This window comes from Magnetococcus marinus MC-1, from assembly GCF_000014865.1.
Lineage (GTDB): Bacteria > Pseudomonadota > Magnetococcia > Magnetococcales > Magnetococcaceae > Magnetococcus > Magnetococcus marinus.
Map to the genome: position 1 here is coordinate 486,148 of NC_008576.1, position 14,271 is coordinate 500,418.

The 14,271-nt window shown below is 55.1% G+C and carries 11 protein-coding genes; 3 read left to right on the forward strand and 8 right to left on the reverse strand.

What is annotated here, in order from left to right; translation table 11 throughout:
- Positions 1-222: 222 nt before the first annotated feature.
- Entirely contained in the window at positions 223-2,232 is a 2,010-nt protein-coding gene (locus MMC1_RS02135) for a diguanylate cyclase (protein ID WP_160162647.1), read from the forward strand.
- Here the strand turns inward: MMC1_RS02135 and MMC1_RS19470 are convergent, their stop codons facing one another.
- From MMC1_RS19470 to trxB, 4 genes are all read right to left on the reverse strand, one after another.
- Positions 2,233-2,598 carry an STAS domain-containing protein gene (locus tag MMC1_RS19470; RefSeq protein ID WP_011712107.1) on the reverse strand — a complete coding sequence of 122 codons (366 nt, stop codon included), beginning with the start codon at positions 2,596-2,598 and terminating at the stop codon, positions 2,233-2,235.
- Positions 2,599-2,732: 134 nt separating this feature from the next.
- Positions 2,733-3,212, reverse strand: a complete 480-nt coding sequence (locus MMC1_RS02145; protein ID WP_011712108.1) for a hypothetical protein — start codon at positions 3,210-3,212, stop codon at positions 2,733-2,735.
- 166 nt (positions 3,213-3,378) lie between these two features.
- Positions 3,379-4,527 (reverse strand): glycosyltransferase family 4 protein, encoded by a 1,149-nt coding sequence (locus tag MMC1_RS02150; RefSeq protein ID WP_160162648.1) that lies wholly within the window; start codon positions 4,525-4,527, stop codon positions 3,379-3,381.
- 130 nt (positions 4,528-4,657) lie between these two features.
- The gene (gene trxB, locus MMC1_RS02155; RefSeq protein WP_011712110.1) at positions 4,658-5,602 is read right to left on the reverse strand and encodes a thioredoxin-disulfide reductase; all 945 of its coding nucleotides are present in this window, start codon (positions 5,600-5,602) and stop codon (positions 4,658-4,660) included.
- Between the two features lie 233 nt (positions 5,603-5,835).
- Here trxB and cysS point away from each other — a divergent pair, with 233 nt between their 5' ends.
- Both cysS and rlmB read left to right on the forward strand, forming a co-directional pair.
- The gene (gene cysS / locus MMC1_RS02160; protein WP_422655483.1) at positions 5,836-7,281 is read left to right on the forward strand and encodes a cysteine--tRNA ligase; all 1,446 of its coding nucleotides are present in this window, start codon (positions 5,836-5,838) and stop codon (positions 7,279-7,281) included.
- Positions 7,278-8,018 (forward strand): 23S rRNA (guanosine(2251)-2'-O)-methyltransferase RlmB, encoded by a 741-nt coding sequence (gene rlmB / locus MMC1_RS02165; protein WP_011712112.1) that lies wholly within the window; start codon positions 7,278-7,280, stop codon positions 8,016-8,018. The genes cysS and rlmB overlap by 4 nt, the downstream gene beginning before the upstream one ends.
- Positions 8,019-8,212: 194 nt before the next feature.
- Here the strand turns inward: rlmB and MMC1_RS02170 are convergent, their stop codons facing one another.
- The 4 genes from MMC1_RS02170 to MMC1_RS02185 all read right to left on the reverse strand — a co-directional run bounded on the left by MMC1_RS02170 (position 8,213) and on the right by MMC1_RS02185 (position 14,256).
- Positions 8,213-10,318 (reverse strand): site-2 protease family protein, encoded by a 2,106-nt coding sequence (locus MMC1_RS02170; RefSeq protein ID WP_011712113.1) that lies wholly within the window; start codon positions 10,316-10,318, stop codon positions 8,213-8,215.
- Between the two features lie 2 nt (positions 10,319-10,320).
- Entirely contained in the window at positions 10,321-11,631 is a 1,311-nt protein-coding gene (locus MMC1_RS02175; RefSeq protein WP_011712114.1) for an efflux RND transporter periplasmic adaptor subunit, read from the reverse strand.
- A 241-nt stretch (positions 11,632-11,872) separates the two neighbouring features.
- On the reverse strand, positions 11,873-12,601 hold the full coding sequence (locus MMC1_RS02180) for an efflux RND transporter periplasmic adaptor subunit (protein ID WP_011712115.1): 729 nt from the start codon (positions 12,599-12,601) through the stop codon (positions 11,873-11,875).
- A complete protein-coding gene (locus MMC1_RS02185) occupies positions 12,598-14,256 on the reverse strand; it encodes a TolC family protein (protein ID WP_011712116.1) in 1,659 nt (552 codons plus the stop codon). Before MMC1_RS02185 ends, MMC1_RS02180 begins: the two co-directional genes overlap by 4 nt.
- Positions 14,257-14,271 lie beyond the last annotated feature (15 nt).

The window sequence follows — 14,271 nt, forward strand, 5'->3', positions numbered from 1 at the left end:
GGTTATGGGTACCATCCTGGACACGTTCGCGGTGCGGCCTAAATGGATTTTGGCTAAATAAATGACAGGTCTGAATGGGTGCCAAAATCCCTTAACAGAGGCCGTGGTGTTACAGGGGTGACGCCAATGGATGCAACATCGCCCGCTGAAAAAGTAACTTATAAAAGGGTGCCTCGACCACCACCGATTGTCCAACTGCACAAATGACATAAAGGAATGGGGATGAACATAGCATCTTGGTTGCCGTCGGATCAATCAATGGCGAGCGTGCTGACGCAGGGTGATATTGCCAGTCTGGGTTTGCCAAATACGCTGTTGGAGCTGCTGCAATCAACCCGGCTGGAGCGCACCAATGCTGCCGATGTGGTTGCCATTGTGGAGCGCTCGCCCGATCTGGCCCAGGCGGTATTGGATTGCACGGGAGAAAGTGAGCGGGGCTTGCATGGGGCGGTTGTGCAGATGGGCTTTAATGCGTTACGCGCAACCGCATTAGAACGTTTGATTTTTAAGCATTTTATCACGGTTCAACCCGCAAAAGAGAGCAGTTTTGATCGTATGACCCTATGGCGTCACAACCTATGGGTGGCCTGCGCGTGTCGCCACATTGCCAACCAGGTGGGTTATGGAGATTGTGAAGAAGCCTATATGACCGGCTTGCTGCATGACCTGGGTAAGCTGCTGATTGATGCCCTAGGTGCGATGGATTATGCCGCATTGCAAGAGATCTCTATGCGTACCGATTGGGATGGTGTGACCTATGAGCGCTCCCTACTGGGGGTGGGGCATGATGGGGTGGGTGCCCATACCCTGCATAAATGGGGCATGAACACGTCTGTGGTATTGGCGGTGGCGTTGCACCATAGCCGCTATCAGGCCAAGGAGATCGGCCAACAGGCCGCCCAGTTAACCGCCATTGTGCAGTTGGCGGATTTTTTAGCATGGATCCAAGGGTTGGGTTCTACAGTCCGTGGACAACACCCGGTATTACCACCCGAGGTGAGTCTCTATTTGCCCCTGAATCGCGCCGCGTATGCAACCATTGTGGAACAGGTTAATGGTGAGATAAAGCGGATCGCTGCCCATGATGGTATCGACTTTCCAGATAGCTTGACCTTTAACCGTAATCTGTTGGATGCAGGCATCTCCTTGGCCCGGGTAAACACAGAATTAAAATATGACAATAGGTTAAAATACCAGCCTAAGCTTGCCGCTGTACCCCTGCCTTCGCCTGTGCAAGAAACCCTGTTAGCACCACATAAAAGTTTGATAAAAAAAGAGATATTACATAATACGTTGGAATCTGTGTGTGCCGCTTTTCAGGTTAAGCGGGGTGTGGTTTTTCATGTAGATCCGGTTAAACGGTGCTTGGTTAATGAGGCCATCTACAGTACCGACAGTGACTTATTGATGCCCCTTAAGCATCTGCAAGAGATCCCCCTCAATGATGAGCCAAGCGCTTTTTTAGAGTGTTTACGGCAACGTAAGCAGTTTTTGTTAAGCGGTCAAACACCTTTAGAAAAACAGGTGCGCAATCAAATAGGGGCGCGACAGATGGCCCTAACCCCCATTGTGGGGCCTCAGCGAGCCTACGGTATAATCGCCCTGGATAATGGCCGGGATGGGGCGGATCTCAATCTTGCCGGTTTGGCCTCTCTTACCCAAGTAGCCCATGAGCTGGGTATGGCCCTGGAGCATGCGCAACAGCTACAGATCGCCAATCAAATGGCTCACCGGGATGCGTTGACCAAACTCTATAACCGTGGCCGCATTGATGAGATTGTCCAAGAGGCTTTTCAGCAAGTGCAGCAGCAGGGTGGGGAGCTCTCTGTGGCCATGTTGGATGTGGACTTTTTTAAAAAATTTAATGACACCTTCGGTCACCAGATGGGGGACAATGTGCTCAAGTTGGTGGCGGCGGTGTTAAAAAAACTCACCCGAGGCAACGGTTCGGTGGGGCGCTATGGCGGGGAGGAGTTTATTGTGGTGCTGCGCGATACCGATTACCGCGAAGCCGCCCGCTACTGCGAGCGTATCCGTTTGGCGATCTGTCAGGTGGGCGAAGCCATGGCACGGCGCTACGCAGGGCGTCCCCTAAGCATTAGCATAGGTGTCACCTGTTACGATGCCAGTTTGGTCAGCAAAGATGAAATGGTCAGGTTGGCCGACCGAGCGCTCTATATGGCCAAAGATGGGGGGCGCAATCAGGTTATCGGCTTAAAACCGGGCGGGTGATTACCATGCGTAACTGGCCAGCGGATTGATACCGTCATGGAGGTTGGAACCACCCCCCTGGTAGAGGGTTTCAATGGTCAGCAGTTGCGCAAAACCAGCAGCCTGCAACTGTTTGGCCAGCAGCGGCTTGCAGTTGATACAGCGTATATGGCCATCCCCCGTACCAATATGCTGAGCGAGCAATAAAAACATGCCCAAAGCACCACTATCCAAATGGGTGACCTGCAAACAGTCTATTATATAGTGCCAGTGGTTGGGATGATCTTTATAACTGGCCCGAAAAGATGGGTAGTGTCGGTTGGAAAAATCCCTCGGCAGGCAGATGGTAAGACGATCATTCTCAATGCGGGCTATACATTCGAGCATGAAAGGCCTCCCTAAAAAAAGGGTGGTTAAAGACAATAAGTATTTACAATATGTTGTATTCAAAATTTGAATGCAAGGAAATAGATCAAGGAGTCTGTATATTAGTTATTAATTAACATATTTTATTTGTTTTATTAGCCGCCATAGAGATTGGGTTTGAGGCGAATGGGTTTGGTGGGGGGTAATTTTTCATCATGTACGGTTAGGTTTAGCTTTGCCAGCATGGGGTCATTGACGCAGCGTTTACCCCAGCGCAGCACGGTCTCTTCATCCAGAAAATTATGGGCGATGGCATAATCAAGGATCTGTCCTAAGATGTGTAGTCGATCCAAGTCCAGTATTTCTGGTGTAATTTCTTTTAATGTTGGCACGCTGGCTTGCACGGGGGGGGGTGGCTGTCTGGGGGGTTCGGGTTGGGGGGTGGTGAGCAGGTGCTGGGCAACGCGGATTGCGCCTCTGCCGGAGGGTGCATCTTCACGGGCGGAGGCTTTTTTTTGATCTTTAAGCTGCTTGGTTGCCTGCATCAGCTTTTTACGGGCACGCTCTTCCTGTTTAAGCCGTTTGGCGGCGGACAGTAGTTTCTCTTTGGCCCCTTTTTTCTTTTTTTTTGCCATGCCTTTACTCCCTATCCCCATCGCGCTGCGACGCTTTTTTTGAGAGGCGCTTTGTCATAAGAATGTCACACTGATTATCAAGCCAATGGCGGGTAGAGGCAATCAAATTTACGAGCAAAGGAACGATTCCGAGCCTGCTTGAGATCGGGGTGCTAAGGTGTCGGCATTAAGGCCGCTGTGAGTCATTAAAAATCGCTTCGTAAAGGGCCATTTCGCGAGCGGCAATAACCGGCAAAGAGACCTCTTGCAGGGCATAGTGGCGGGCTTGTTGGCCTAAGCTTTGGCGCTGTGCTTGGTTAGGGAGTAGCTGTTGTAGGGCGTGGCGGATGCTGGCAGAGTCGGTTTGGCAGAGCCAGCCATTGTTGCCATGCATCACCACATCACGATTGCCCGGTGCGTCCGAGGCCAGTACTGGCGCACCGCAAGCCATGGCCTCTAAGAGTGCTTTGGGGTGGCCCTCTTGCAAAGAGGGCAGCACGAACAGGTCGCACTGTTGATAAAAATCCACCAAAGCGCGATGGGGTAGGGCACCATGAAAGGTAACGGAGAGAGCCTGTTGGGCGACAAACTGCTGCAAGGTTTCTAACTGTTCCCCTTGACCAATAAGATCCAAATGGAGCTTGGGCAGACCGATCATTGCCTGGAGCAGCGCCAGAATATTTTTCTCAGGGTGTAGACGCCCCACCAGCAGCAAGCGCTGGGTTGTGGCATTCTGTTGGACACGGGGCGCGGGTTGAAAGAGGTCGCAATCCACATAGTTGGGTTGCACAAAGATTTTTTGCGGGTCAATCCCATAGCGCTGTTGCAGCAGGCTATGCATATGGGGGGTGGTGACCACCGCCCGATGAGCGCCATGGAAGGCTCGGTGTTCGCGACTAAAGGCTCGGACTCTGGCCAGGGAGGCCGCACCATGGTGCAGTGCGGCAAATTCGCTGAGCAAATAGCCGCAGCGGGTTATGGATTTTTGCTTAAAGTGATTGGCCAGCGACAAACCAAGCAGGGCGCTGCTCAATTGATTGCTTTTAAAGAGAACATGGCCCCGTTGCCACCCCCGCCAAGGCATTTTAAGCCAGCGCTGATAGTGCCAAGGGCGTAATCCCCAGCGGTTACAGAGAATATGCATACCCGGCACCTGTGGGCGAAAATCCAGCTCATGGCGGTTGCCGTCGGAGAGTAGGGTAATAGAACGCAAATGGGGTTGCATGGCGCGGTAAAGGGCCAACTCACGCTCCAGCATGCCCTTTTGTGCCCAGCTTTGCAGGGGTACCCTTTCTGAGAGCAGCAACACCAGATCAATCTGACGGCAGGTGAGCATAAGCGTGGCCATGGGGGGTAAAAGGGCTAAAAGTCTCCCTGTTATACCGGTAATGGTTGGGGAGGCGCAAACAGAAAGGCCGGGATCTTGACGATCCCGGCCTTAACATGATCCGTGGGGGGCGGGCGACTTAGGCGTGGGCCGCCAACCAGCGCTCCGCTTCAATGGCGGCCATACAACCGGTGCCTGCGGCGGTGATGGCTTGGCGGAAGACGGTATCTTGTACATCCCCAGCGGCAAACACCCCTTCAATATTCATGGCGGTAGAGCCGGGTTTGGTAACCAGATAGCCATTGGCATCTTTATCCAACTGGTCGCCAAAGATTTCGGTATTGGGGCGGTGGCCAATGGCAATAAAACAGCCCGTAACGGTCAGTTCAGAAAGCGCACCGGTCTTCACATTTTTAATGCGTACGCCGGTTAGGCCGCCCTTGTTGGGATCGCCCAACATTTCGTCGGGCACGCTATCCCAAACGGGGATGATGTTCTCTTTGGCAAACATGTGATCTTGCATGATCTTTTCGGCGCGCAGTGCATCGCGACGGTGGATCAAGTAGACCTTGTTGCAAATGTTGGAAAGATAGAGCGCCTCTTCCACCGCCGTATCCCCACCACCAACCACACAGACATCTTGGTTTTTAAAGAAAAAGCCATCACAGGTGGCACAGGCAGAAACACCAAAACCGTTGAGCTTTTTCTCCGATTCCATACCCAACCAACGGGCTGAAGCACCGGTAGAGATAATCAGCGCGTCACAGGTGTAAACATCGCCACTGTCACAGTTCAGGGTAAAGGGGCGCTTGCTCAGGTCAGCGTGCATAACTGTGTCAAAAATCACCTCGGTATTAAAGCGCTCCGCTTGGGCCTGCATACGCTGCATGAGCTCAGGCCCCTGGATGCCATCCGCAAAGCCGGGATAGTTATCCACATCGGTGGTGATGGTGAGCTGCCCACCGGGTTGTAACCCCTGAATCACAACAGGGCTAAGATTGGCGCGAGCTGCGTAGATGGCCGCCGTAAAACCAGCGGGACCAGAGCCGAGAATGATCAGTTTGTGGTGCTTGGCTTCAGACATGGATTTCTGCTCCAAATAAGACATCAGCTGTTTATTTTAAGGGTTTAATGCAAAAATAACCCGTGGTTGACGTACTAGGTTAATTTTGTTTGGCCCAGCGGACCAAAAACAGTGTCCGGATGTTGTATGGTGTGAATATAACCACATCCTTATCCAATAGCAAATAAAGGATGATTGGGGTATAATCCCTGCTCCTTTATAACAACATGATAAACAAGGAAAACAGTGTGGGTATCACCATTTACAACACCCTTGGACGCAAAAAAGAACCATTTGTTCCCATGATTCCCGGAAAAGTGGGCATGTATGTGTGCGGCGTAACCGTCTATGACTACAGCCACATTGGTCATGCACGGGTGATGGTGGTATTTGATGTAATCGCCCGGCATCTGCGGGTAACGGGCTTTGACCTTACCTATGTGCGCAATTTTACCGACATTGACGATAAAATTATTAAGCGGGCCAATGAACGGGGCGAATCAATCCAAACCCTTACCCAACGCTATATCGACGCCTTTCACCAAGATATGGCGGCGCTTGGGGTGCAACCGGCGGATATTGAACCAAAAGCCACCGAGCATCTGCCCGAGATGATGCAAATGATCGGTACTTTGATGGATAAAGGGGTGGCTTACGCCAGTGGCGGCGATGTCTATTATGCGGTGGAGCGCTTTGCCAACTATGGGCAACTCTCTGGCAAGGTGCTGGATGAGCAAGAGGCTGGTGCACGGGTCGAGGTAGACAGCAATAAACAGAACCCCATGGATTTTGTCTTATGGAAAGGGGCTAAGCCGGAAGAGCCGCAGTGGGACTCCCCTTGGGGTGCGGGCCGTCCCGGTTGGCACATTGAGTGTTCGGCCATGGGTACCAAATATCTGGGTGCATCGTTTGATATTCATGGCGGCGGGCGGGATCTGATCTTTCCCCACCATGAAAATGAGATTGCCCAAACCGAAGGGTGTACCGGCCAACATGCGGTGAACTACTGGATCCACAATGGCTTTGTCAATGTGGTCAATGAAGAGGGGGAGTCTGAAAAGATGTCCAAGTCATTGGGCAACTTTCACACCATACGGGATCTGTTGGCCCTCTATCCGGGTGAGGTGCTGCGCTTTTTTATTTTAAACAGTCACTACCGCAGCCCACTGGATTTTAGTTTCTCACTGCTAGAGGCGGCCAAGGCGGGTCTGGACCGTATTTATACCGCCCTGCGCAGTGCCCAAGCGCTGCTGGGCAAGCTGCCCGGTACACCCATTGGAGAGCCCGCCGATGTGCCCGCCGGTGCCCCCCAAGATTTGGTGGAAAACTACCTCAAAGCGATGGATGACGATTTTAATACCCCACAAGCCATCGCTTTTCTGTTTGAGGCCGCCAAAATGCTGAATACCGCCATCAGCGAACAGAAAGATCCCGCTGTCATTGCCACGTGGGCCCGTTTGATCCGGGGTTTGGGGCATCATTTGGGCTTAGCGGGTCAAGATCCCGAGCTCTGGTTCCGCAGCGGCATAGGGGCAGAACAAGGTCTGCAAGCCGAGGCGATCGAGGCGCTCATTGCAGAGCGTAGCGCGGCACGGGCTGCCAAAAATTGGGCAGAGTCCGACCGTATTCGCGACACCCTCGCCCAACAGGGTATCGTGCTGGAAGATGGCCAACACGGGACACAATGGAGCCGTAAATGAGCGACGAGACAAAGATCCATGGGGTCAACCCGGTGCAGGCGTTGCTGGAGAGTGGGCGTCCCGTCTCGTCGCTGTGGGTGCTTAAAGGGCGGCACGGCAAGCGGGTTGAGGAGATGATTGAGGGCTTTCGTGCGCGGGGTGTGCCGATTCAATTTTGTGAGCGCACCGCCATGGATCGCATGGCCGACGGGGGGGCACATCAAGGGGTTATTGCCCGGTGTGCCCCCCGCGAGGCGATGAGTTGGGATGATCTGCTGGATGTGGTGGAGAAGGCCAAACAGCCGCTGTTGGTGATTCTGGACGGGGTGGAAGATCCCCATAATCTTGGGGCGATTATGCGCAGTGCCGAGGCCTTTGGGGCTTTGGCGGTTATTTTACCCAAAGACCGCACAGCACCTTTAAATGCGGGGGCGATTAAAGCCTCGGCAGGGGCGGCGGAGCGGCTCGATCTGATTCGAGTCACCAATCTGGCCCGCGCCATTGAGCAGTTGCAGCAGCGCAATGTGTGGGTGATCGGACTGGCGGGTGAGGCGGGGGCACCCCTTATTGGTACGCTGGATTGCAAAGGGCCTTTGGCGTTGGTGATGGGCAATGAGGGCAGCGGTCTACGCCGCCTGACCCGGGAGCGCTGCGACCAACTGGCCGCTATCCCCATGGGGGGTGGTGTGGGTTCGCTCAATGTCTCGGTCGCCACCGGGGTGGCCCTCTACGAGGTGCTTAGACAGCGTGCAGGCTAGGTAAAAGCCGCAAGGTTTGCTTAACAAGGCGTTAGCCCGGACAACAGGAATCGCATGCGTTGGGTGTTGCGTATCATGAGAGTTCCAACTTTCAATAGCTTTCATGAAAAATCTAGGCTAGGCCAAAACCACCGCCGTCATTGCTGCCATGGTTTACGGGATTATCCTACCATTTTCTAGCACCGGTGTGAGGATCATGCCCCCCATTCACGCACCAAGACCACCAGCGCTGAGCGGAGCACACGTCCAACAAGGCTTTGAGCTTGCCCGCTAATCTGTACATGACCCACCAGCTTGATGGGGGGAGGAAGACCTTCGAGGTGTATGATAATCCGGAAAAAACCACCTTGGGGCACCAAATTTTGACCCGATACCCGCACCGGAATTTCACCGCCATAGAGAGTCGCCAAGGCTGGGTCTGTCAGCACCTTAACGGGATTGCGATCCATGGTGTGAATGGTGCCCACCATGCTAGCCTGATCCAGACTGTAGGGTATGAAGCGGACAGCGTCACCCTCGTGAATCCGCTCCAGGTCATCTTCCGCCACGTAGGCTGTGGCAATGGTCGCGCCGTCCGCGCGGATTAGGGCCAATTGCTGCCTGGGCGACAGCCAAGCGCCGACTTGCAGATCTGGTAATGGATCAAGAAAAAGCCCACTATGGGGAGCCGTTACAGTCAGGCGCTCCGCCTCGGCATCCAACCCCGCTTTCTCAGAATCAAGACGCGCCAACTCTTCTGTGAGGGCAGACAAACGCTCTCGGCCAAAAAGGTCAAGCTTAACCGCCTCTACTTCCGCCCGCTTACCGGCCAATTTTGCGGCGATTGTGGCCTGCCGAGCGAGAATGTCGGGCGCGGTAAAGAGTAAGAGCGGCATCCCGGCATGCACCGGCTGACCACGTTTAACCAACACCGCTTCCAAGCGAGCCGCTGCCGGCAGGAACAGCGGTGCCACAATCTCGGCAGCAACCGTGGCCGGAGCCTCAATGCGGGTGCGCCAAGGGAAAATCGCTACCCATAACACGAGACTAAGACCAAACAGTGGACGCATCCAACGGGTGCCGCAAAAAATGCGTTCACGGCGCTTGACCCACGCCTTCACCTCGCTCCATATGGGCAGCAACACAAACCAACCGATCTCCACAGCAAACAATAAGATACCCACGATTTTAATGAAAAAGTGATAGACCAGCGCGGCAATCCCCAAAAACAGCATTAACCGGTAGATCCATACCGCAAATGCGAAGGCAACCATGGCCCTTTGCCGACCTGGTTTCATGGGCTCTGGCGGTGGTTCGCCCAGCGCAAATAGGCTTTCACGCAGCCACCATCTCGCCATAGCAAAGGCCCTGGGATGGAGATTGGGTAGCTCCAGCGCGTCCATAACCAAAAAATAGCCATCAAAACGCATGAAGGGCAGCAGGTTGATGGCCAGTGACGACACCCAGGTAAAAGCAGCTAAGATAAAAGCACCTTGGCGTAACGACCCATCCGGTAGAAAGGCCCAGAGCAAGGTGGCCCAGGCCGCCACCGACAGCTCGGCCATAATCCCCGCCGCACCGACCAATAGCCGCTGTCGGCGCGATGCTAGGGTCCAGGTCTCGTTGACGTCGGTATAGAGCACCGGCCACATCACCAGAAAGGCAACGCCCATGGTGGGAACCCGACAGCCAAATCGCTTAGCGGTCAGACCGTGGGCCAATTCATGGATAATCTTTACCAGCGAAAGAGCGAGGCCGTAACTGACCATACCGCTGATGCTGAAGGTCTCGACCAAGGTGGCGGCAAAGAGCTCCCACTGCCGCGCCACCAGCGTTAAACCGAGCAACAACGCCCCCAAGCTGGCCCAGCGGAACCAGGGACTGCCCAGCCAAGCCACCAGCGGCAAGACCTTTCCCAAAAACCGGTCAGGCCGCAGCAGCGGAATGCGAAAAAAGAGATAATGATGCAGCAGCCGATTGAATACCGAATGGTTTTCCGCTGTCGCTTGTGCGGTTAGACGTACGGTATCGGCATGACTGCTCGCTTGGGTCAACTGATTACCAGACAAAAATCTGGCGACCTCCATGACCTCTGCGTCGCTCATGTCAATGGTGGTCTCTGCCCGTACCGCCGCAGCCACCTCGCCCGCCGTGCCTTCCCAACGACTAAGTGCCTCAAAAGCGGCCCAGCCGATGCGGAAATAGCGGTTCCGCACAGGATCACGTATTGTCCAAGTAGGGGAGCCATCCCATAACGCCGGGCCAGGATGCAGCGACAGTTCATCTCGTAAACCCGGCAAAGGGGAGGCTGCGGCATCCATCGTCACAGCCCCACGAAAGTGCGGATGATCGCCAAGGGACGCCGCCCCAGCCAATAGATCAAAGGTACCCGGCGACCATCAAGACGGACCGTACCTTTTAAACCCAAGCGTGGACCAGCCTCACCCTTGTTGAGTTCTGCCCGCACGCGGTGGCCCAATGTACCATCGGCTTGAGGAATAGCCTCGTAGGTAATGTAGCGCAGTTTTCCCGAGACCGGTGACAACGGGTCGGCATTGAGGAACAGGCTAACCGGCCCGCCCTCTTCCAACTGAATCACATCGGCTGGAGCCAACCAAGCCTCTACCTCTACATCATGGGGCGATGCCACCGCCAACACCTTCTCACCCACCACCACGGGCCGACCCTGCCACTCGGTGGGATCGTCCAACACCGCAACACCACCCCGTGGTGCCTGGACTTGAGCGCGTGCCAGCAGCTCTTCGAGCTGCGCCACCTCGGCGCTGCGCTCCTCAACACGGGCACGGATGACCGCCAGGGTACCCTTGGCCTTAGGGTCGAAAATGGCCTGTTGCGAGGCTTGGTCCAATTCGGCCCTAGCTGTATCCAAAGCCTTCTTGGCCACCTCCAGCTTGCTGGCCAGCATGGTGCGTTCCAGTTCAAACAGGAGATCCCCTTCAGCCACCGACTGGTTGGGGCGCACATGGACCCGCTGGATCACACCATCCATAGGCGAGCGAATTACCGCTGGATTGTGGGGTACCACCTCGGCGGGGGCTAGCACCGATAGACGCACCGGAATACAGAGCGCAACCACCATCACCACCGCCAGTTTGAGAGGCCATTTTGGGATGGCCATTAACCCACTTTTCCACGTAACCCAGCGCGATGGCCGATGTAATACCGACCATGCATGGCCATAAAAATCGGCGGCCCGGGTCAATAATGCCACCTCTTGCTCACTCCACGCCTCTTCGCGGGCTAACAGCAATACGCCAAGCCGCTTACCGTCTCGCTCTGCCAAGGGCAACAAAAGGGCGTGGCTGGGCAGCCACTCTGACCACTCCTGCCTATCGCTCCCCTCCATGTCGTGCGGGCCTAATTGACGGACATCTTCAGCGGCAAAGCGCTTGAGCAGCCGTTGCAACCACAGGGTAAAGGGAGCACCCTTCTCGATACCCGTCACCCCAGATACCGCCTTTAACCCCTCTCCATCAATATAGAGTGCCGCTTGGCGGTAGAGAGCCAATCTCCGACTATCGTTGACCATAACAAAGCCCAGCGCGGCAGAGTCGACCGCCTTGCGGGCAAGCTCTTCTAACCCCAGCAATGCGACCAGTGGATTATCACTCATACCCTATCCTCTGCCGTATGACGGCTAGCCGCAGCCAAGACTATGGGGACCCTCGGTAGACAGCCCCCGTTGTTGTATCGACGCAGCGCCCGTAACTCGGCAAAATCAGAGCGGCATAAGTCAATCCACCCTCCCCTCTGAAATGCGCTTGACCAGACCCGGGCCTTCGTCGACCCCCAGGGTCAGCAGGCCAAGCACGCCGCGTCGGGTACTGTGTTTGATAAACGAACAACCCCCTCTGTTATGGCGGTATTGGCGTGAATTGCAGGCGTCCGGTCATACCGGCCACCAACTCTGGATAGTCACCACGGATTTCCGCCACCACCTTCATGGAGTGACTTACCGCGTCAATCTTGGCACCGATACGAGCGACCTTGGCGGGATAGAGCTTGCCGGTTTCATGCACCACAATTTGTAGTTGGGAACCTGCTTTAAGGGTGCTCAGCGCCGATGAAGGCACAATGAATTCCGCATTAAAGGCTGAATCATCCAATATGTCCAAAATCGGCTGGCCCACCTGGACATATTGGAAAGCCCTTGCCTTCTGTTCTGCCACCCGCCCTGAGAAGGGGGCAACGATGATGCATTTGGAGGCTGCGGCACGAGCTGAGTTGAGCTTGGCTTGGGCCACCTCAGCGTCCCAAACCGACTTTTCGGCCTCCAGCGTGCCGGTGGCGTGCAACTCCAACAGTCGCTTGTGTACCGCCTTGGATTTTTCGGCGGCCGCCAGCACCGCGCTCGCCTCCTGCACCTGCGCCTGCTGGATGGTGCAGTCAAAGCCCACCAATACCCGCCCACCCTTAAAGCGTTCACCTTCCTTAACCGTGATGCGATCAATCTTGCCCGGCAACTCCGCAGACAAGGTGGTAAACTGCACCGCTACCAACTGAACCGGAATGGTGAGATCTTGTGCTGCCGTGGCTAAACCACAACAGCATAAGCAGGCCGCCAGAGTGATGCCACGAATCATTCATGCCCCTCCGTTTTGATCGCTTTGCTGGTGGAATCCTCCAACCAGCTCAGGGCCGCACCGGTGTGGGCGTCGGCGTCGGCGAGCGGCTCGGCATTCTCATCCCGAACAGTATGGGTCGGATCCTGCTGACGAAAGAGATCATCCTCCGCCAGAACATGTTGCGTTCCCCCCACGGGATCTAACACAATGGCACCCGCAATGCCGTCCAACGCATGGGAAGCCAGCCGCTCTGGAACCGGATCGGCCCCGATGGTAGCTTGGAGCTTGCCGTAGGATAACTGCACCTGTGCATAGGTCTGGTAACGCCGCAATTCAGCTGCAATGGCCGATGTCTCCGTGCTGATACGCTCAATTTCATTGACGGTTCCGCCCCGGCTTTGATTGCCAGCCGCCTCGGCCAAACGCCGCTCTATGGTCCACAGCTTGTGGGCGCGTTCAAACTGTTTTGAGGCACTGGCAAACTGGTGCGAGACTACATGCACCTGAGCCAATACCGCCATGCGCAAGGCAAGACGCTTCACTTCGGCAAGCTTCTCGACACTCTCCGAATGGGCGATACGGTCTGGACCCGAAAGTAAGTTAAGCAGGTTCCATGTCACCTTGGCACCTGCATCGTTCCAACGATTGTCCACCATAAAGGAGTTGGAATCGTACTGCCGGGAGAACGACAGCGTTATACCGGGCAGCAGTTTTAAGATCTCTTTACGGGTGTCATCAAGGGCGATGCGGCTTTGGTAACCCTGCTCACGCAGGTCAGGGTTGTTGACCATGGCCGCCTCTTCCATCTCCTCGACAGAGAGAGGCCATTCGGGAATGGCCATACCATCGTTGCTAGGTACATCAAGCTGAAAATCGCTGCCAGGTGGCAGGTTGATCAACGCCGCCAACTCGGCCTTAGCCGCATTCAGCTCTTGGTCGATGGCTTCTAATTGACGGATGCTTTCCAGCATGGTTTTCTGAACACGCAGGGATTCTATAGGGTTACGCAGGCGTTCCCCCTCGACCCGCTCAGAATCTTGCAAGGCCGATTCTGCCGTGGCAATGACTTGACTGACACGGGTTTTTAAATTTTGCGCAGCGGCGGCACGCCAGAAGGTGAAACGCACCTCCTGCACCAGATTGTTGATGGTCTTACGGCGTTTTTCCTGGGCGATCAAAGCGCGGTCAGCGTTTTGGTGCGCTGTGAAATAACTCACACCAAAATCCAAAATGTTCCAAGTGAGCCCCAAGTCGGCTGTGGTTGAGGAGCGGTCCTCTGAATAGGTCGGGTTCGCGGTGGTGGTTTGGGTTACAAGGTCCCGCGAACGCGTGGCGTTGATTTCCGAACGTTCAGTATGGCCCGCATTGATTTCCAGCTTGGGCAGCAGGTCGTACCGATCCAGGTAGGTCTGCCCCAGTGCCAAGGCTTCGTCCATCATCTTGGAGCGCTTATCCAGGTTATATTTCAGAACCCGGGCAACGGCCTCATTCAAGGTCAGGGGCGTTGTCACAGCTTGCTGCCCCTGGAACATGGCGGTGCGGTCCGCTTTAGCCTGAGCGGCGAACTCCGCCTGGGTGAACGGCGTCGGTTTCACGGAACAGGCAGAAAGCAGCGCCAACGCAGAGAGCGCCGCCAAGAGGCGCGTAGAACGGCGATTGGTGATCGTGGTCATCGTTAAAACATCCTC